General features: G+C 61.4%; 23 protein-coding genes and 2 tRNA genes. 9 read left to right on the top strand and 16 right to left on the bottom strand.

Going from position 1 to position 18,557, the window contains the following annotated elements:
* Positions 1–49: 49 nt before the first annotated feature.
* The 4 genes from KF885_02185 to KF885_02170 all read left to right on the top strand — a co-directional run bounded on the left by KF885_02185 (position 50) and on the right by KF885_02170 (position 5,160).
* On the top strand, positions 50–1,582 hold the full coding sequence (locus tag KF885_02185) for a hypothetical protein (protein MBX3047964.1): 1,533 nt from the start codon (positions 50–52) through the stop codon (positions 1,580–1,582).
* Between the two features lie 196 nt (positions 1,583–1,778).
* Entirely contained in the window at positions 1,779–2,552 is a 774-nt protein-coding gene (locus tag KF885_02180; protein ID MBX3047963.1) for a response regulator transcription factor, read from the top strand.
* 44 nt (positions 2,553–2,596) lie between these two features.
* Complete coding sequence (locus tag KF885_02175) at positions 2,597–4,312, top strand: hypothetical protein (protein MBX3047962.1); 1,716 nt, start codon at positions 2,597–2,599, stop codon at positions 4,310–4,312.
* Positions 4,313–4,398: 86 nt separating this feature from the next.
* A complete protein-coding gene (locus KF885_02170; GenBank protein MBX3047961.1) occupies positions 4,399–5,160 on the top strand; it encodes a sortase in 762 nt (253 codons plus the stop codon).
* Between the two features lie 134 nt (positions 5,161–5,294).
* Here the strand turns inward: KF885_02170 and KF885_02165 are convergent, their stop codons facing one another.
* The 5 genes from KF885_02165 to KF885_02145 form a co-directional block, all read right to left on the bottom strand.
* On the bottom strand, positions 5,295–6,128 hold the full coding sequence (locus tag KF885_02165; GenBank protein MBX3047960.1) for a hypothetical protein: 834 nt from the start codon (positions 6,126–6,128) through the stop codon (positions 5,295–5,297).
* 160 nt (positions 6,129–6,288) lie between these two features.
* Positions 6,289–7,296, bottom strand: coding sequence for a carbohydrate kinase family protein (locus KF885_02160; GenBank protein ID MBX3047959.1), 1,008 nt, complete (start codon positions 7,294–7,296; stop codon positions 6,289–6,291).
* A 9-nt stretch (positions 7,297–7,305) separates the two neighbouring features.
* Positions 7,306–7,500, bottom strand: coding sequence for a hypothetical protein (locus tag KF885_02155; protein MBX3047958.1), 195 nt, complete (start codon positions 7,498–7,500; stop codon positions 7,306–7,308).
* Positions 7,501–7,503: 3 nt separating this feature from the next.
* Positions 7,504–7,932 carry a hypothetical protein gene (locus KF885_02150; GenBank protein MBX3047957.1) on the bottom strand — a complete coding sequence of 143 codons (429 nt, stop codon included), beginning with the start codon at positions 7,930–7,932 and terminating at the stop codon, positions 7,504–7,506.
* A gap of 23 nt (positions 7,933–7,955) precedes the next feature.
* On the bottom strand, positions 7,956–8,627 hold the full coding sequence (locus tag KF885_02145; protein MBX3047956.1) for a rhomboid family intramembrane serine protease: 672 nt from the start codon (positions 8,625–8,627) through the stop codon (positions 7,956–7,958).
* 96 nt (positions 8,628–8,723) lie between these two features.
* Here KF885_02145 and KF885_02140 point away from each other — a divergent pair.
* The 3 genes from KF885_02140 (at position 8,724) to KF885_02130 (ending at position 9,539) form a co-directional block, all read left to right on the top strand.
* A tRNA-Pro gene (locus tag KF885_02140) sits at positions 8,724–8,797 on the top strand.
* 38 nt (positions 8,798–8,835) lie between these two features.
* Positions 8,836–9,141, top strand: a complete 306-nt coding sequence (locus tag KF885_02135) for a hypothetical protein (GenBank protein ID MBX3047955.1) — start codon at positions 8,836–8,838, stop codon at positions 9,139–9,141.
* A gap of 161 nt (positions 9,142–9,302) precedes the next feature.
* Positions 9,303–9,539 carry a hypothetical protein gene (locus KF885_02130; protein ID MBX3047954.1) on the top strand — a complete coding sequence of 79 codons (237 nt, stop codon included), beginning with the start codon at positions 9,303–9,305 and terminating at the stop codon, positions 9,537–9,539.
* Positions 9,540–9,584: 45 nt separating this feature from the next.
* On the opposite strand, the gene KF885_02125 is transcribed toward KF885_02130, so the two are convergent.
* The 8 genes from KF885_02125 to KF885_02090 form a co-directional block, all read right to left on the bottom strand.
* Positions 9,585–9,836 carry a YdeI/OmpD-associated family protein gene (locus KF885_02125; GenBank protein ID MBX3047953.1) on the bottom strand — a complete coding sequence of 84 codons (252 nt, stop codon included), beginning with the start codon at positions 9,834–9,836 and terminating at the stop codon, positions 9,585–9,587.
* Positions 9,833–10,414 (bottom strand): YdeI/OmpD-associated family protein, encoded by a 582-nt coding sequence (locus KF885_02120; GenBank protein MBX3047952.1) that lies wholly within the window; start codon positions 10,412–10,414, stop codon positions 9,833–9,835. Before KF885_02120 ends, KF885_02125 begins: the two co-directional genes overlap by 4 nt.
* Positions 10,415–10,419: 5 nt before the next feature.
* Positions 10,420–11,001, bottom strand: coding sequence for a YdeI/OmpD-associated family protein (locus KF885_02115; protein MBX3047951.1), 582 nt, complete (start codon positions 10,999–11,001; stop codon positions 10,420–10,422).
* Entirely contained in the window at positions 10,998–11,540 is a 543-nt protein-coding gene (locus KF885_02110; protein MBX3047950.1) for a DUF1697 domain-containing protein, read from the bottom strand. Before KF885_02110 ends, KF885_02115 begins: the two co-directional genes overlap by 4 nt.
* 3 nt (positions 11,541–11,543) lie before the next feature.
* The gene (locus KF885_02105; GenBank protein ID MBX3047949.1) at positions 11,544–11,927 is read right to left on the bottom strand and encodes a VOC family protein; all 384 of its coding nucleotides are present in this window, start codon (positions 11,925–11,927) and stop codon (positions 11,544–11,546) included.
* A 12-nt stretch (positions 11,928–11,939) separates the two neighbouring features.
* A complete protein-coding gene (locus KF885_02100; protein ID MBX3047948.1) occupies positions 11,940–12,500 on the bottom strand; it encodes a metalloregulator ArsR/SmtB family transcription factor in 561 nt (186 codons plus the stop codon).
* 58 nt (positions 12,501–12,558) lie between these two features.
* Complete coding sequence (locus tag KF885_02095) at positions 12,559–13,005, bottom strand: hypothetical protein (protein MBX3047947.1); 447 nt, start codon at positions 13,003–13,005, stop codon at positions 12,559–12,561.
* Between the two features lie 55 nt (positions 13,006–13,060).
* Positions 13,061–13,148: transfer RNA gene (locus KF885_02090), tRNA-Ser, on the bottom strand.
* Between the two features lie 48 nt (positions 13,149–13,196).
* Here KF885_02090 and KF885_02085 point away from each other — a divergent pair.
* Positions 13,197–13,925, top strand: a complete 729-nt coding sequence (locus KF885_02085) for a gamma-glutamyl-gamma-aminobutyrate hydrolase family protein (protein MBX3047946.1) — start codon at positions 13,197–13,199, stop codon at positions 13,923–13,925.
* 9 nt (positions 13,926–13,934) lie between these two features.
* Here the strand turns inward: KF885_02085 and KF885_02080 are convergent, their stop codons facing one another.
* Positions 13,935–15,335 carry an MBL fold metallo-hydrolase gene (locus KF885_02080; protein ID MBX3047945.1) on the bottom strand — a complete coding sequence of 467 codons (1,401 nt, stop codon included), beginning with the start codon at positions 15,333–15,335 and terminating at the stop codon, positions 13,935–13,937.
* 9 nt (positions 15,336–15,344) lie between these two features.
* Entirely contained in the window at positions 15,345–16,475 is a 1,131-nt protein-coding gene (locus KF885_02075) for an HRDC domain-containing protein (GenBank protein ID MBX3047944.1), read from the bottom strand.
* 28 nt (positions 16,476–16,503) lie between these two features.
* Here KF885_02075 and KF885_02070 point away from each other — a divergent pair, with 28 nt between their 5' ends.
* On the top strand, positions 16,504–17,238 hold the full coding sequence (locus KF885_02070; protein MBX3047943.1) for an RNA methyltransferase: 735 nt from the start codon (positions 16,504–16,506) through the stop codon (positions 17,236–17,238).
* A gap of 15 nt (positions 17,239–17,253) precedes the next feature.
* Here KF885_02070 and KF885_02065 read toward each other — a convergent pair whose 3' ends face one another.
* Positions 17,254–18,555, bottom strand: coding sequence for a hypothetical protein (locus KF885_02065; protein ID MBX3047942.1), 1,302 nt, complete (start codon positions 18,553–18,555; stop codon positions 17,254–17,256).
* Positions 18,556–18,557 lie beyond the last annotated feature (2 nt).

Here is an 18,557-nt window from a genome sequence, read left to right as displayed (position 1 = left end):
GAATAAAGTCCCGTTGTCCCGTCTTTAGGCCTGGGATACACTGATAGCGATGAAAAAGCGTTTGGGGTTTATCCAGCGGTCTCGGAGCAGTGAGAGCGGCCAGGTCATCGTCTTGATGGCCTTGTTGCTGGTCGGCCTGATTGGCGCCGCCGCCCTGGTGGTGGATGGCGGCCGCGCCTATAGCGAGCGCCGTTCGGTGCAGAACGCGGCGGACAACGCCGCCCTGGCCGGCGCCCTGGCGCTTTGCCAGAGCAGCGACGTGACTGCCGCTGGCCGGGCCTCGGCTGCCCAGAACGGCTTTGATAATTCAGCCAGCGGTGTCACCGTGGTTGTCAACCAGCCGCCGCTGAGCGGCCCCAATTCCGGCAATGCCGAATATGTGGAAGTGGTGATTAGCGGGCAATGGCAGCCTGGGTTCCTGCAGGTGCTGTCCGGCGATTCCGGGCCGATCACCTCGGCCGCCCGCGCCGTAGCGCGCTGCATCCCCAGTGCTGGCGGCCCGGTGGGTTGGGGCAATGGAGTCATCGCCCTTAATCCCAGCAATGACAATGTGGTTTATGGCCCCAGTAGTGGTTGTCTGCAAGTGATTGGCGGCGGCGTATTCGTCGACTCTTCGAACGCCAGCGCCATGTATTTGGATGGCGGCGATGGAAGCGGCTGCCCGGGCGGCGCTCGTATCGTGGCAGATTGGGTTCAGCTTGTTGGCGGCGTCAACCTGCCTTCCTGGGTCATTCCGTACGGCAACCCTTCGTTGTGGATCAAGCCCTGGCCTCCCCAGACCGGTCAAGCCCCGCGCGGCGACCCGATGGCTACGTTGGCAACGCCTGCGATACCTGCGCAGCCGGCAAATGCGCTTGCGCCCACGATCAGCGGCAGCTGCACGACCAGTTTGTATAGCGGCGGCAACTTGAATATCCCTACGGGAATGTCGTGGTGCTCCACAGGCGTCACTATCTACCCGGGAACCTACCGCAGTATGAACATTTCCAGCGATGTCCCGGTGACTTTCCAGCCCGGTTTGTACTATGTCACGCATGGTGACTTCACCCTGGCCGGCCCTTCCACCAACCGGCCTTCTGGCAGTGGTGTGTCAATTTATGTGGCCGCTGGCAATGTCAGCATTACCAGCAGTTCACAGGTCAATTTGTCTTCCGGCAGCTCCGGGGTCTTGTTCCATGTAGAGAGTGGCAATTTCACTGTAGGTGGCAGCAGCTCTACAAGAACACTTGCGGGGTTGATTTATGTCAGGAGCGGCCCGATTACGATTGATGGCAGTTCCGCCCTGACCACGACTGCGCCCACTTCCGGACCCTATGCCGGGTTGGGTTTCTTTATGGGGCGTGCCAACGCCAATGATCTGACCGTCACTGGCGCGGGTGTGCTTTCCATGACCGGCACTATTTATGCGCCGAATGGCCGCATTGCCTCAACCGGCTCTGGCAGCAACAAAACCGTCAACGGGCAAATGATCGCCAATCGCTTCTACGTAACTGGCGGCGGTCGATTGGTCATCAATTACGATGATGATGTAGTGTTTAGTGGCGGATCAGGGGGCAGTTCCATGATCGAATTTTCTGAATAAGGCGCTAATTTTTATAGTGATTTGTGCAACCAAAGCTGCCCCTTGCAAATTTGCAAGCCTGTGGTATGCTATTGGTTGTAATTTGTTGGAAAACGGTTTGTAAATCATAGAAAACCACCCGCTTATGGGGTGGAATATGATGCAAATACCCCATATATGGGGTGTTTGCCTGTAAGGGAATATTTTGGATATTGTTGTGACGGAAGACTTGGTGCAAAAAGAGCAGGCCAATAACGCCTTGCAGGCCCCTGGGCTGGATCTGGACGCGGTCCAGCAGCTCGGTGACCAGCGCGTGGTGTTGGTGGTGGAGGATGATCCGGATACCCTGGACCTGCTTAAGCTCACCCTGCGCCGGGCCGGCATGAATGTGGTGGGCGCCACGGATGGCAAGCAAGCCATTCGCAAGTGGATGGAGACCAACCCCAACATTGTGCTGCTGGATCTGATGATGCCGGAAATGGATGGCTGGGAAACCCTCAGTCACTTACGCGGCATCACCGATGTGCCCATCATCATCCTCTCCGCCATGAGCCAGAAAGAGAATGTTGTGCGCGGCCTGCGTGAAGGCGCAGACGATTATGTGCCCAAGCCCTTCCTGGGGGACGAGGTGGTCGCCCGGGTGGAAGCCGCCCTGCGCCGCGCCGGCCCGAAAGAGCCTGTCTCCAAGCTGGCGTTCCCTTCGCACCAGCTTTCGCTGGATCTGCAAACTCGCCAGGTGAGTTTGCGCGACCAAATGATCGACCTCACCCCGCGTGAATTTGCCGTGTTGGCTCTGCTGGCCAAGCAGCACCCCAAGCCGGTTTCCTATGAAATGATCGCTGAGGGTGTGTGGGGCGAGGATAGCGAAAAGATCCGTGAAAGAATCAAATGGATCGTGTACCTGCTGCGCCAGAAGCTTGAAAGCGACCCGAGCCAGCCGGAGCTGATCTTGAACAAGACCCGTTTGGGGTATCAATTGGCGGTGGACTAATGCTGGCGAATATATTGAGACGCTTCGTTTTTGCAGGCCTGATCATGGCCGTTCTGGCGGCGGCCACCATTACTGTGGCCCAGGCCTGGGACTGCACTGCCTACAATTTCCGCGTGCAGGAAAACGGCACGGTGCAGGTGGAAAACCGCTCCGGAGTGGACGAGGCCGCCCAGCAAGCTGATGTGTATATTCGTACAGGGGGCAGTTGGGGGACGCGGGTCGCCCGCTTTAATGTGCCCTTTATGCCGCGCAACACGGGTTGGCAGACTATTGGCACCATCACCCCGCCGACTGTGAGCTGGGAGTGGTGGGTGGATGGCACTGTTGACTGTGAGGACAAGGGCGAATACAAGATCAAGACTCCAACCCCGACTGTAACGCCTTCCAAGACGCCAACCAATACACCCACCAACACGCCTACCAAGACCCTGACGCCCAGCAATACGGCCACCAACACGCCGACCAGGACACCGACCAAAACCCCCACGCCGAGCAATACGCCCACGGCGACCTTTACTTTAACCCCCAGCATTACGCCCACATTTACGCCGACCTTCACGTCAACGTTTACGTTGACGCCCAGCATCACCCCGACCTTTACACCCACATTCACGCCGACCTTTACGCTGACGCCCAGCATCACGCCGACCTTTACGCCGAGCAATACCCCGACCTTTACGCTGACGCCTAGCATCACGCCGACCTTTACCCCCAGCAACACGCCAACCATTACGCCGACGTTTACGCCCAGCAATACGCCGACGTTCACGGTGACCTACACGCCCAGCAATACCCCGACCTTTACGGCCACGCTCACCCCGAGCGATACGCCAACCCTGACCCCGTCCAATACCCCGACGGAAACGGCGACCTTCACGCCCAGCAATACGCCCACGGATACACCGACCCTGACGCCGTCGAACACCCCGACAGACACACCGACGCTGACGCCCAGCATCACGCTGACGCCCAGCGAGACGCCCACCGGCACTTTGACCAACACGCCGACCGCGTCACTCACCTTCACGCCCAGCAATACGCCGACGGACACGCTGACTCCGACCCCGTCGGATACCCCCACGGCTTCTGACACGCCGACGGATACGCCGACCAACACGCCCACCGATACCCCGACCAACACGCCCACGGGTACGTTGCCGGATACGCCAACCAACACGCCGGTCACCCCCACGGACACCCCCAGCCTGACGTCCACCTTTACTGTGACGCCGTTCGTGCCTGTCACGGGTGACGGGCTTACCCTGGTCGGCCTGTGCGTCCAGCAAGAGGGCACCCTGCGCTGGGAAGTCAGCAATTCGCACCCCACCAACCTGACCTTCACCTGGTGGGTGGTGGGCGGCACCAACTCTGGCGGTCCGGAGAACATCCCGGCCAATGGCAGCATGACCTTTGGCTCGGCGGTGGAGGGCAGCCTGCCCAACACGGTCGCCATCATGTGGCAGGACCCGAATGACGGCACCGCCCGCACGCTGACCACTTCGAACAGTGGCACGCTCTGCGATGGCGAGCCTCCCACGGCCACCCCCACCGCCACGGCCACGCCCGGCGTGCTCATCCCGGTCACCGGCATTGAACTGCCGGCCATCTTCCGGGACAGCATGTTCCTCAACCTGGGCCTGGGCGTGTTTGGTTTCGCTCTGATCCTGCTGGGCATCGGCTTGAAGATGGACCGGGATGGCAGCCAGCCTCAGGACGACGAGGATGATGAGTACGAGTACTACTATGAGGACGAGGAGTAATCGTTCCCGGGCATAGCATCAAAGCGGGGCATCTGCGGATGCCCCGCTTTTTATTGCCTGCGGCAGCAAGGTAAAATCTGAGCGTTATGCAAACCAGCACACAGCAGCCCAAACGAGACGCCAATTTGCCCGTCATCGCCCTTATCTTTCTGGGCTTTCTGGTCATCTTTTTCGCCTTCGGCAAAAGCCTGGTGGATCTGTTTATCCTGCCGCCGCGCACGATTGACCTGGCGGTGGATGACCAAATAGAGGCCGGCTTCCTGCCGGTCTATTCCCTGGAAGGCGCCAATGCGGACCCGGGGCTGGTGGCGGTGCAGGCTGGCGAGCAGCAGGCATTCCCTACGCCGCTGGTTGAGGCTGGCGATGTGTTCCGTGACCCGGGCCTGGTGCCCGAGCGCATCCTGATCCCTGTGATTGATCTGGATGCCACCATCACCCCGATCAGCTATGAAAAGCTGCAGTTTGAAGGTGTAGTCTACGACCAGTGGCTGGCGCCGGATTACCGGGCGGTGGGTTGGCATGAAACCTCGGCCGGCTTGACCGTGCCGGGCAATACCGTGCTCAACGGACATCACAACATCTATGGAGAGGTCTTCCGCGACCTGTATCGAGTTCAAGTGGGTGAAGAGATCCGCATTATGGCGGAGGGGCAGGAGTTTCGCTATGTGGTCGTCTACACCGGGGTCCTGCCGGAGCGCAACCAGCCGCTGGACGTGCGTCTGGCCAACTCCGAGTGGATCCAGAGCACCGAAGATGAGCGCGTCACTATCATCACTTGTTGGCCGTACGAAAGCAACACGCACCGGGTGGTTGTGGTGGCGGTGCCTATCCGCGGAAGTTCCGGTTAGCGAAAAAAGAACAGCATTGAGTTAAAGAAAAATCCCCGCTTCCTCAAACGGGGATTTTTTATGCAGTCCTTTGGCTTTCCTCGGCTCGCTCAGCTCAGCGCCCAAGGACTGCGGAAAATGTCATTGAAAGCTTTTTAGCCGTTCACCGGCACGGCGATGATGAACATGCGCCCCCAGGTGCTGATGCCGTTGTTCTCGATGCAGGTTTGCAGCACCACCGGATTGTTGCTGTTGTAGATCTGGGCGAACAGGTTGGCCGCCGAGAGTTCTTTGCCGTTGTCCAGGTCCACGAAGCGCGACTGGGTCGAGTCTGGGGAGAGCGCCTGGAAGCGGCGGATGCTCTCGACGCGATACTCGCGAGTGCTGCCGTCACCCTGCACCAGGGTGATCGTCTGCCCCACGCTCAGCTCAAAGAAAGCGGCGCCGGCCAAATAATTGTGGGCTAGGAAGGCCTGGCTGCCGTAGCTGGCGGCCATACCGAATTTGGTGACTTCGTTGGGCTTGCTGGTCACATAGGCGGCGTTACCGGCGGGCTGGCTGCCCACGGGGAAGGCCAGCACATCTTTCACAAACAGTCCGGTGACCTGGTTGGCGTTGCCGGCCGACAGGCTGGCCGCAAAATGCTCCAGGCTCAGGGCCGGGGCGGCCGGGGCTTGCACGTCGCTGTTCGGGCGGCTGGCCGCCAGCTCCTGGCTGGGGGCTGCCGGAGCGGCCTTGCTCAGCTCCATGGTAAAGCTGCCGGCCAGGGCCGCCGCAGCGAGGTCGGCATTCAAGTCGGCCGGCGCCGCGGCGGCCATCGGGGCATCGCCCGTCAGGGGAGTTACCGGGTCACGCAGAATGGCTTGGGGATCGGCCGAGATGAAGGGCATCTCGGTGGTTTCGGCAGCTGCGGGGGAAACAAAAAACACGCCGCCGATGGTGAGGGCTAACAGGGTTCCGAGGAAAATGGTCAAGCTGAGCGATTTCATGTGTCTTACCTTTCCACGAGTGAGGAGCTCGTATCTGGTAAGATTTTAGTTAGTATTTGGTAATAAAGATATAGTATTGTGGTACTGCTAACAGGCCTGTAAGGAGAAGCAAAAAGAGCGCCTAAGCAGGCGCTCTGGCATTGGCGGTTTTATACGGCTTCTAGATAGGTTTTAAGGCTTGCTGCAGCGCTTCGCGGCGGGCTTCCAGCAAGCCCGGGAAAGTTTCGGTGACGTGGAAAGCGCCGTTGCCTTCTGTGGCCAGCGAGGCGGCGGCGCTGGCGGTGACCATTGCCTCGGGCAGGCCAATGCCCTGGGCCAGTTGCGCCAGCAGCGCTCCGCAGAAGCTGCTGGCGTTGTCGGTGATGTCATAGACGCGGGCCGGGAAGGGCGGCAGGTGAAATCGCTTTTGGCTGGCGGCGTCATACAATTGGTCGCCGCGTGCCGGGTTGCGCACGATGACCGCGGCGCAGTTGAATGAACAGACTGCTTCAGCCATTTCCCATATTTCGGCGCTTTGCCGGCGAAAGAGGCTTCCCAGGTCTTCGGCACTGGTGACAAACACGCTGATGCCGTTCACCAGGTCTGGAAACTCCTTCCAAAAGTCAGGGTGCATGTACCCCGGGCCGGCTTCCAGGGTGATCAGCCGAATGCCCGCTTCTCGCAAGGCTACCGGCATGATCGCATGGCTAAAGTAGTCCAATGGGCACAAGTGGGCACACTTGGCTTCCCAATAAGCCTCAGGCAGGTCTTCGGGACGCAACGTGAGTGGAGTGCGCTGTTGTTTTGAATCCAGCGCTCCGTCTGGGTTCTGGTAATGCAGCAGCGGCTTGGGCAGGGGCAGCCCCCAGCGGGCGAAGTGCCTGACCGGGTGTTCGCTATTGGCGCGGTACAGTTCGGGGTAAGCAATGAAGCGCAGCTGATCGGCCGGGTCGGCCAGCCGGCAGATGCCGTGGGTGTCCAGCCCTCGGCTGTCCATTGCATCCAGCCACTCGCCGGGGTAATCACTGCCCACGCGGGCCACCAGCCCCGGCCTGCCGCCCACCAATTGGCAGGCGGCCGCCGCATAGGGCAGGTTGCCGCCCAGCTCGTCCAGCCTTGCCTGGCCGTCAGCTGTCAGGATGATATCGCGCTGCAGGCGCCCCAGCAGCACACAGTCGGGCGAAGCCACGCGGGAAGGTTATTCGTCGCCGAGGGTCGAGATTTGACGCAACAAGCCAACCACAAGCGTTCCCAGGCTGATGCCTTCAGCGGCAGTCAGCATGGGCCGGTCACCCTGCTCAGCGCGTTTCAGCAAGCTGTGGCCGGCGGCCACGCCCACCAGGGCGCCCAGCAAACCCCCCAAGACCAAAACAATATTGCGGTTTGTCTTCATTGGTTATCCTCGTTTGAACAGGCGGCCCAGCGCGGCGGTCCAGCTTTCGATGGCCAGAAATGGGCGCGCAGCCCAGTGAGCGCTGCGGTGGGCGCCGGCATTCATAGTTTCCACCAGATCCAAAATTCGCACGGTCAGCTGCGGCAGCCACTCGCTGAGTTTGTTGACCCCGATTATGAGCATGACCAGCACCACCAACAGGGTGATCCCCAGCACCAGCAGAGGCAGGGCCAGCAGGATGACTGCCACCTGGGCCGCCTGTTCACTGCTGGCGGCCTGAGTGCTCAGCAGCTGGTACACCAGATAGGCCACCAGCCCCACACCCAGCAGCAAAGGCAGAACGATCTGCCAGAAGCTCTCTTTGCGATAGGCACGCCGGGCGCGCTCAGTGCGCACCAGGGCGGTTTTACTCTTGGGCAGAGCGTCGTTCATGTACGGATTTTAACACGCGGGCTTTACAAATAGTCGATCTGCGCAGGGCGCTGGCGCCTGGCAAACAGTCCGCACAGCAGCAATCCCATGGCGAAGCCGCCGATGTGCGCCCACCAGGCCACGCCGGTTGTGGCGGTGGCGCCGATGGAGGCCAGGCCGGAGAAAAGCTGCGAGACAAACCAGAAGCCGATGAAGATCACTGCTGGCAGGTCCATGATCGAGATGAAGATCAGGAAGACAGCCGTGCGCACCCGTGCGCCGGGGAAGAGCAGCACATAAGCTCCCAGTACACCGGCAATCGCCCCGCTGGCGCCCAGCACTGGGATCTGACTGCCCGGTGAAACATACGTTTCCAGCAGCGCGGCGGCCACGCCGCCCAGCAGGTAAAAGATCAGGTAGCGGATGGGGCCCATGCGGTCTTCCACATTGTCGCCAAAGATGTGCAAGATCCACACATTGCTCAGGAAGTGGAACCAGCCGGCGTGCATGAACATGCTGGTCAATACCGTGAAGGCAAAGGTTTGCGGGTCGCTCTGCAGTTTGGCCGGCATCATGGCGAATTCATAGATGAATTCGTTGAGCTGCCCATCGCCCAGGCTGATCTCATAGAAAAATACCAGGGCATTGGCCAAGATTAGCAGCCAATTCATGATCGGGAAGCGGCTGGTGCGGTTGCTGTCTCGAATGGGGAACATAGGCAATCAGTATAGTGCATTCTGGCGAGCAACGGAATTGGCCGTTTTTGGCCTTTCTTGACTGGCTCCGCCGGCAGCGAGTATACTCACCAAGCCCGGGGTGTAGCGCAGCCTGGCAGCGCACCGCGTTTGGGACGCGGTGGTCGGCGGTTCGAATCCGCCCACCCCGACTATGCAAACAAAAACCAAAACCCTACCCTCAAAGCGTGTGCGTAAGCTGGACGGCGTGGTCGAGGCGGCCCACTTCACAGCCGATGGCCAGCTGGCCTGGGTGCGCGCCTACGAGCGCCGCGGCCCCACCTGGTCGGACATCGTGCTGTTGGACCGCGCCACGCTGTTGGAGCGCCTGCGCCAGGGCAAGCGTTTTTACGTGGGCACCCGTCGTGAATTTTGGGCCAGCGAGTTCGACCTGACCGTGCCCCTGCGCCGCGTGGAGTTTTATCGCGGGGAAGCGCTGGTCACCGGGCGCGGCAAGCCGCGCCAGGACAGCCTGGAACACATCCCGGTCGTATAGCAAACGTAGTTGACTCGCAGGGCTACTTGGCAGTAGACTACCAGTAAGGAGAAAGCCTAAGATGCGATTAACGGCTTTCAAGTTAATCTTTTACTTCGTTGCCCAAAGGCACGCGCAATCCGCGCGTGCTTTTTTGTTTCCCACTAGTCAAGGAGAATGCTATGGACACAGGACTGCTGCGTAAGTTTGAAAAAGCCAAAACCTATGCCGAAGAACGCTCCCGCATGACCGTTGAGTCGATGGTGGTGCACTTCAGCGGCGTGAACAACCCGCATCGCGTCGAGTATCGTGACGGCTCCTGGCACTGTGACTGTGAATTCTTCGTGGGCCGCAACGAATGCAGCCACACCATGGCGCTGGACATGGTGTTGACCGGGATGTTGCCACAACCGGTTTAGCCCGCACCAAACGCTAAAAGGCCCCGGACACGCCGGGGCCTTTTTCTATTTGGCCTGCCATTTCATGTTCATGTATACATCGCCGCGGCGCAACTCATCCACGATCTGGTCCAACCGCTTCTGGCGGGTTTCTGGTCGCTTGGCGCGGTTCAGCCAGCCGATGTAGTCGTTCTGCTGATAGGGCGGCCGTGCCTGGTAGGCTTGGCTGAGCTGGTGGCTCTTCAAAGCCTTGGCCAGGTCTTCGGGCATCGCATAGCGCGGCCGGCTCAGCCGGCTCCAATCTTGTTCGCTCATCATGCCCCTCCAAACGGTTTCATGAAATCCACGCGCCGGCCCTCGACGGAAAGCTCTATTAACCGTGCCAGGCGTTTCAGTTGGGTTTCTTCGCGCTTGGCGCTGGTGACCCAGTGCTGCATGGTTCTTTGGTAGCCTGCGGGCTGCTGGTTGAAGAATTCCCAGGCTGTCGGGTGCGCTTGGAACTCCGCTTCCAGCTTGGTCCCCCAGCCCGTTTCCACCTGCTCAAACGAATAGATCCCAGAGCGCTCCGCGCGGCGCGCCTGGTAGGCAGCCAGCCCGGGAGGCTGCATGCGCCCCGTGCTGATTAAGCGCTCGGCGCTGGCAATGTTTTTGTTGCTCCAAATGCTGCCGGCCTTACGCGGCGTAAAGCGGATGGTGTAGCTCTCTGCGCCCAGACTTTTGCGCACGCCGTCAATCCAGCCGTAGCACAAAGCCTCGTCCACGGACTGTTCCCAGGTCAGGCTGGGTTTGCCCGTGCCGACTTTGTAATAGCCCACCAAAACCTCCCTGGCCTTGGCGTGGTTGGCCCACAGCCAGTCACCAAATTCCGCTGGAGAGGCAAAGAAGATCGGATCCATGCTGCCTACTTTTTGCCGAACGGATGGCGGTCATCGATGCGCTGGGCCTGCGCTGAGACTTCAATCAGGCGTGCCAGGCGTTTCAGCTGGGTTTCCTCGCGCTTGGCGCTGTTGACCCAGTGCCGCATGGCTTTCTGGTAGCCGGGCGGCTGCGTGGTGAAGAATTCCCAGGCGGCCCGGTTGGCTTTGAAACGTTTCTCTAGTTGTGGGTCCAGCGTTATCTCAGCTTGTTCAAACGAGTAGGTGCCGGTCTTGTCGGCTCGCCTGGCTTGATAGGCGGCAAGGCCGGCCGACTGCATCCGTCCGCTTGCGATCAGCGCTTCCACAATGCCCAAGTTGCGCTGGCTCCACACACTATCGGGCCGGCGCGGGCTGAAGCGCACCGCATAACGTTCACCATCAATGCTTTTGCCTACGCTGTCTATCCAGCCGTAGCACAAGGCTTCTTCAATCGCCTGCGAGTGGGTGATGCCTCTCTGGCTGCTGCCGGCTTTGTAATACCCCACGAAGACTTCGCCCGTACTGGCGTGGTTGACCTGCAGCCAGTCACGAAATTCTGCTGGGGAGCCGAAGAAGATCGGGTTCATGTTCCCTGCAGTGCGGCGTGCACCTTCAGCACCGTGTTCCAGTTGCGCGTGGTGATGCCGGCGCCAAAGTGCTTGTCCAGGGCATCCATCAAATTGAGCGTGCCCCTGCTGGCATCTACTTGCACTACGCTGGCGATATAGCCGGGCTGCACCTGCAGGATGCGGAAGTTCTCGTCCCCATCCTGGAAGGCTTGCGGTAGTCCTTGCGCGGGCTGGGCCAGAAAGCTGATGTACAGCCGGGTATCTTTATCCACGGCCACATTCTCGAACGGGGCCGCTTCCACCAGCGCGGCGATCTCTGCGGCACTGCGCAGTAGCACCGGCACCTCAAAGCCGAAGGCGGCCCGCATCACGGCTTCCAACTCCGCGCCCAGCACGGCGGCATTGGCTTGCGGGCTGGCCAGCAGCACGTTGCCGCTGGCCAGCAGGGTGCGCACATCGGCATAGCCGGCCGTGCTCAGCGCCTGGCGCAGGTCGGCCATTTTGATGCTGCGCTTGCCCAGGTTGATGCCGCGCAGGAATGCGGCGTACTCCGGCATTGGTTAGCCCGCGTCCACTTGGGTGCCCAGCGACCACAGGTTGCCAAAGGGGTCGCTGAAGGTACCGCGCTTGTCGGGGTCATTCCCTTTTTTGGGAGCCTGCACTTCGCCTGCCCCGGCCCCCAGGGCCTTCTGGAAGCTGGCATCCACGTTCGGCACGTAGAGGTGCAGCACGCTCTTGATCGCCGGGTACTGTTCATTGGCGTCGGAGAGCATCAACACCGAGTCGCCAACCATGATCTCGGCGTGCACCACGCGTCCCTCGTGCTCAAAGACGCGCAGTTCTTTGCCGTCCAAGGCGTCTTTTAGAAAAGTGATCAGGCCACGCGCATCGTCCACGATCAAATACGGTGACAGATCATTGTAGCTCTGCGGTTTGTAGGTCATCAGCGCTCTCCTTTATAAGCGGCGATAGAGGTTGCTTTTGCGTTCCATTAGTTTGAATTCCACTAAATGCCGGCGCAGGGCAGCCACGTCGGGGTGAAAGGCTTTGAGCCTCTTGTTCAGTTCGACCTCAGGCAGGTCTTGGCCTTTTTCGAACTGGTCTGCCAGCCAGCGCAGCACGATCTGGCGTTTTTTCTGCGTGGCGGGGATGGCGCGCAGCCGGCCATCGACCAAATAATACCGCAGCACTTTGGCTTCCCAGGCGCGGCCGCTTTCTTCAGGCGCCAGGCTGGCCAGTTGCTCCTGGGAAAAGATGTTTCGGTTGAGCGTTTCAAGAGCGGTGGTGTTGAGCCAATAGATGTGATTGTTGCCGTCCACGCGCATCGCCACCAGGTCCAGCTCGCGCAGCACGGCCAGGTGATGCGAGATGGTCGGTTCGCTCAGACCCAGCAGGATCGCCAGCTCACCCACGCTGCGCTCATCGCTGGCCAGCAGGCCCAGTACTTTCAGGCGACTTTCGTTGCCAATGATCTTGAAGAACTGCAGCAGTTGGTCAGTTTGGGCCTGTGCGCTCATGGAATCTAATTCGACGACTGTCGAATTAGATTATGGCGCTGAAAGGGTTGGTTGTCAACTACAGCTCGGCGCGCAGGCTGGCTGCCCACTGGCGGACGCGCTGGGCGGCCCCTTCTGCTTGGCCGTGCGCATAGACGTCGGCGATGGTCATCTTCCACGTGCGCAGCACGGGCTGGCGCTCCGCCGGGTCTTTCAGCACGCGCCGCTCGCCTTCAAAGGCGCCGCCCATCCGCTTGCGGATCTGGCTGGCCGGCAGACCTAGGTCGATCTGCTCGATATAGGCGGCTTGCAGGTCGGCCAGGGGGTCTGCATGGAACTGCGCCGGGTGCTGCAGGTTGTAGGAAGCCACGATCTTGAAATGCTCCGCTTGCAGATCGGCGTCGTACATTTCCCAGGCGATAACGGCGCCCAGCAGCCCCCAGCAGCTGAAGCCGTCGGCTTGGGGGCCGCCGCATTCGGGGCAGTTGGCAGAGTTGGCGTGCGGGGAGGGCGTTGGTGCTTTCATGCGGGCAAAGGGTTAAGACGAAGAACGCCCAGAAATCTGGGCATTCACAGTCAGGCGGAGAGAGAGGGATTCGAACCCTCGGTGGCCCAGAGGACCACAACGGTTTTCGAGACCGCCCCATTCATCCACTCTGGCATCTCTCCGCCGCCGATTATAACCGCTTGGGCCTTTGTTCCATTAGAATAGCCGGCATGTCTGCTCCCCTGATTGGCGTCACCACCCGCAATGCCCGTTCCGAGTTGTACCAGATCGATGTCATTCAAACGCCGCGGCCGTACAGCGAGGCGCTGGTGCGCGCCGGGGCCATCCCGGTGCTCATCCCGCTCAATCTGCCGCCGGACAGGCTGCAGGAACTGCTGGCCCGCCTGGATGGGGTGGTCTTCACCGGCGGCGGCGACATCGAGACTGCCCGTTTCGGCGGCGCGCCGCACGACAAGATCTATGACGTAGACCCAGAGCGCGACGAGATCGAGATTCAGCTGGCCCAGCAGGTGGCCGAGGACGGCACGCCCTTCCTGGGTATTTGTCGCGGGTTGCAGATCGTCAATGTGGCTTTTGGCGGTAGCTTGTACACCCACATCCCTGACCAGCTGCCGGGTGCGCTGCAGCACAGCAATTTCCCGGACCACCCCTGGGATTACCTGGCCCATCCGGTGCAGGTGGGCGAGGGCAGTCGCTTGGCTGGGATCTTGGGCGAGCCGATCGTGCAGGTCAACAGCCTGCATCACCAGGGGATCAAAGAGCTGGCGACTGCCCTGCGGGCCACGGCCAGCGCGCCGGATGGCTTGATCGAAGCGGTGGAACTGCCCGAGCATCCCTTTGCGGTCTGCGTGCAGTGGCACCCGGAATGCCTGCCGGACGACCCGCGCATGCAGAACCTGTTTCGTTCACTGGTCAGCGCCAGCCAAGTTCCTAGCTAGAAAACTCTTCTACAACTCCACCCGGCTGCCCCACTCGGGGTAGTGCACGTTGGCGGCGCCATCTGCGGCCAGCAGTTCGCTTAGCGCGGCGGCCGGCCCGGCTTCGCCATGCACCAGGAAGATGTTGCGCGGACGGCCGTCGGCGGCGCGCACATACTCGCGCAGGCCTTCCTGCCCGGCATGGGCAGAGAAACCCTGCACGCGCGCCACGCGGATCTTGCGTTCAAAGACTTCGCCGAAGATCTTGATCTGCTCCTCGCCTTCCAGCAGGCGGCGGCCCAGCGTATGCGGCGCCATCCAGGAGACGATCAGCACCACGCTGCGCTCATCATCCACATTGTGCTCCAGGTGGTGCAGAATGCGCCCGGCTTCCATCATCCCCGAGGCGGAGATGATGATCATCGGGTCTTTGCGCTCATTGAGGTCCTTGGATTCATCCACGCTGCGGATATAGGTCAGCATTTCGAAGCCCAGGGCCTGGCGATCTTTGCCGGACTCGATGAATTCTATGGTCTCCTGGTCGAAGCATTCCAGATGGGCGCGGAATACATCGGTGACATTCACCGCCAACGGGCTGTCCACGTACACCGGCACGCGCGGGATATCCCCGGCGCTCATCATGCGGTTCAGGTTGAAGACCAGTTCCTGGGTGCGCCCCACGGCGAAGGCGGGGATCAGCACCTTGCCGCCGCGCGCCAGGGTTTCGTTGACGGCTTCTTGCAAACCTTCGTAGGCCTGCGCTGGGGAGGGGTGCGGGCGGTCGCCGTAGGTGCATTCCATCAGGATATTGTCGGGCGCCTTGGGCAGCACCGGGTCGCGCAGCAGCGGCAGCTCGGGGCGGCCAATATCCCCGGAGAACCACAGGCGCTGCTGGCGGCCGCCGCCCTCGTCAATGTCCAACACGATGGCGGTGGAGCCGAGGATATGCCCCGCTTCCACGAAGGTGACCTGGACGCCGGGGGCAACTTCAAAGGCCTTGTCGTAATCCCGCTCGCGGAACTGGACGTTGGTGCGGGCCACGTCATCCGTGGTGTACAGCGGCTCCACCAGCGGCTGGCCGCGCTTGGCCAAACGCCGGTTGAGGTGCATGGCGTCACTTTCCTGGATGCGGGCGGAGTCTTCCAGCATCAACCGGCTCAGGTGGGCCGAGGCGCGCTGTGCATAGATTGGCCCGGCGTAGCCGCTCTTCACCAGGTTGGGCAGGTTACCGCTGTGGTCAATGTGCGCATGCGAGAGCAGCACGGCCGAGAGTTTGCCGGGCTCAAAGCGAAAGGTTTTGTTGCGTTCGATCGACTCTTTGCGCGGGCCTTGATACAGGCCGCAGTCCAGCAGGATTTGATGGCCGTTGACTTCGAGCAGGTGCTGGGAACCGGTAACCGTTTGGGCAGCGCCGAGGAAATGTAGCTGCATGAAGCTCCTTTAGCTGGGTTTCAGCGCGGAGAGAATCTCTGCCCCAAAGCGCGCCAGGCGCCAGGGCACCTGGCTCAGCAGCCCTGCCAGGGCCTCGGGCGAGTTGGGGTTGGCTTTGGCCACCGCCTGCATCAGGTCCTTGGGCAGCACCACGTCCGATTCGACATCCATCTCCAGGGCGGCTGCTTTACGCCAGGCGCGCAGCTTGTCCAGGCGTTCCACATAGGCTTCGTCATACGGCTCCCGCCGCGGCCGGCGCAGCGGCGGGCTTTGCTCGCCCCTGCGCACCGCCGCCAGCAGTCCCTTGGCGTGCCGGCGCACCTGGCCGGGCGTCATGCCCTCCAGGCTCTCCAGATCCTTCGCGCTTTGCGGTTGGCTGGCGGCAATGGCGCTCAGCGTTGTGTCGCTGATGATCTTGAACAGCGGCTGGTCGGCCTGGGCCGCCCGGCTCTCCCGGTAGACGGCCAGCTCTTGCAGGATGGCCGCCTGGCGCGGCGTCAGGTCCCGGGCGCCTTTGATGCGCCAGATGTCCTGTTGGGGCGGCTCGGCCAGGGTGGGGATCAGGCTCGGCTGGCGGGCAAAGTCCTCACGGGCGATCTCCCAGCGCTCGCGGGCCTGTAACTCGTCTTTCAGCTTGTGGCGCAGCTCGATCAGGTGGTGGGTGTCCATGCGGGCATATTCCAGCATCTCAGGCCGCAGGGGCCGCTGGCCCCAGTCGGCGCGCTGGAAGCGCTTTTCCAAGTGAATGCCGAATTCTTCTTCCAGCAAATTGCCCAGGCCCACCTTTTTGCGCCCCAAAATGCGGGCCGCCACCATCGTGTCGAACAGGTTGCTGAGCGTGAAGCCCAGATCGCGGTATAGCACGATCAGGTCGTATTCCGCGGCGTGAAAGATCTTTTCGATCTGTGGATTGGAGAAGACCGAAGCCAGGCTGGACAGATCTGGCAGCAGCAGCGGGTCCACTACGGCGTCTTGGGTGGGGGTGGAGAATTGCAGCAGGCACAGCCGCTCGCGGTAGGCGTGCAGGCTGTTGGCCTCGCTATCGACGCCGATCAGAGCTTCCCGGCTCAGCTCCTGGCTGAGCGCTTGCAATTGTTCATGCGTGTTGGCAACAGTGAAAGAGACTTGGTCAGGCATCATGTAGCTAGGCAAGAGTATACTGCCGAATATGAGTACGCCGCAGATTTTGGAAGGCTGGGTCTCCGTGCTGGCCGCGCTGCAGGCCGGCCGCCGCCCGGTGCAGGCGGTCTACCTGCAAGCCGGCAAACCGGTGCGCCAGGCTGGGCAGATCACGGCCGCCGCACGCCAGCGCGGTCTGCAAGTACAGTCCATCCCCGCCGAGCAGCTGGATGCGCTGGCGCAGGGGCGCAGCCACGGCGGTGTGCTGGCCCAGGCGGGCGAGCGCAGCTTCCAGACCTTGGAGGAGCTGACCGCTGCCGCACCGCAGGGCTTTTTCGCCATGTTGTACGGCGTGGAAGACCCCTACAACTACGGCCAGGCGGTGCGCGCCCTGTACGCCGCCGGGGCCGACGGCCTGGTGGTGCCGCAGCGCAACTGGGACACGGCGCTGAACGTAGTGGCACGCGCGTCGGCCGGGGCCACGGAGTACATGCCTACCGCGCAGGCGGCGCCGGAAACCGCCATCCAGCATTTCAAGGCGCAAGGCTGCCTGGTGGCGGCCACGGCCAAGGCGCGCACGGCCACGCCCCTGTACGCGGCCGACCTGCGCGGGCCGCTGTTCCTGCTGATCGGCGGCGAGCGCCGCGGGCTAGGCGCCGCGGCGCAAGCCCTGTGCGACCTGCAGATCACGATCCCTTACGGGCGCGGCTTTGCGGGTGAGCTGGATGTGACTTCGTCCACTGCGGCGCTGGCCTTCGAGGTCATGCGCCAGAGGCAGGGCTGAGGATGGGGCAGGGATTTAGGGCTGGCAGTCTGGCGAGCCACTGAAGCTGGCCACTTTTAGCGATTGATTGGCGAAGTCGTAGTAGGCAATCACCGGGCTGCCAGCGCAATCCAGCGCCAACGAAGTGTGCCATCCTACGTCGCCATCATCGTCCACAGTGGCGATATCTGCACTGGCGCAGTTGGGGTCATGGCACTGGGCCAGCTTCAGTGAGAGATTTGTCCGGTCGTAATAGCTGATCACCGGGTTACCCGTCGCGTCCAAGGCCAGCGAAGTGAACCAGCCCACTTCGCCTTCGCTGTCCACCACAATAATGTCCACGGTAGCACAATTGGGTTGGCGGCAACGAGCCAGCTTCAGGTCGTCCAAGACATCATCGTAATAGCTCACCACCGGGTTGCCCACCGCGTCCAGCACCAGCGAGCTGTAACGGCCGAAGGCGCCAGTGATAACCGCCTCGCCGTCCAGGATACTAAGGGTAGCCGAGACGCAGTTGGGGTCATGGCAACGCGCCAACTTCAGATCCTGATTGCTTGAGTCATGGTAGCTGATCACTGGGTTGCCCGCTGCATCCAGGGCCAGCGAGCTGTATTCACCCACCCTGGCCTCACCATCAACGACAGTGATGATCACCGAGCTGCATACTGGGTCTGTGCAATGGGCCAGTTTGAGCGCGTAGTTTGTGCCGTCATAGTAGCTGATGACCGGGTTGCCAGCTGCGTCCAGCGCCAGCGAAGTGTGCTGGCCCACTTCCCCTTCGCTATCCACGGTGTTGAGCACAGCCGTCACGCAGTTAGGGTCGTTGCAATGCGCCAACTTGAGGTCTCGTTCGGCATCGTCGTAATAGCTGATAACCGGCTTGCCGGTTGCATCCAACACCAGCGAGGTGTATTCGCCCACCCTGCCGCTGCTGGCCACGGTGCTGAGCACGGCGGAGCTGCAGTTTGCATCCCGGCAGTAGGCCAGCTTGAGATCCATATTGGAGGCATCGTAGTAGCTAATGACCGGGTTGCCCGCCGCATCCAGCGCCAACGAGCTGTAGCGGCCGACGCTGCGGGGGCTATCCACCGCCTGCAACACATCTAGCCAGGGAGCTAGCGCGGTGGCTGCGGTGCCAGCGGTGGGCACAGCCGTGGGAAGTGGCGTTGGGGTGATATTCCAGCCAGCCGCCTGCTCGGTCCGCAGCGCGGTGTGGGTGGCGAGAATATCGTCTTCGCTGATGTTGCTGCTGCCGCCACCGCAGGCGGCGACCACCAGCGTGAAGACGGCAAGCAATGTGAAACAAGCGGAGCGAGACGGTGCTGAAATGACGTGCATCC

The sequence above is a fragment of the Anaerolineales bacterium genome (assembly GCA_019637805.1).
Classification (GTDB): domain Bacteria; phylum Chloroflexota; class Anaerolineae; order Anaerolineales; family UBA11579; genus JAMCZK01.
The sequence above is the reverse complement of the archived record's forward strand: the minus strand, read 5'-3'. Positions and strand labels throughout refer to the sequence as shown.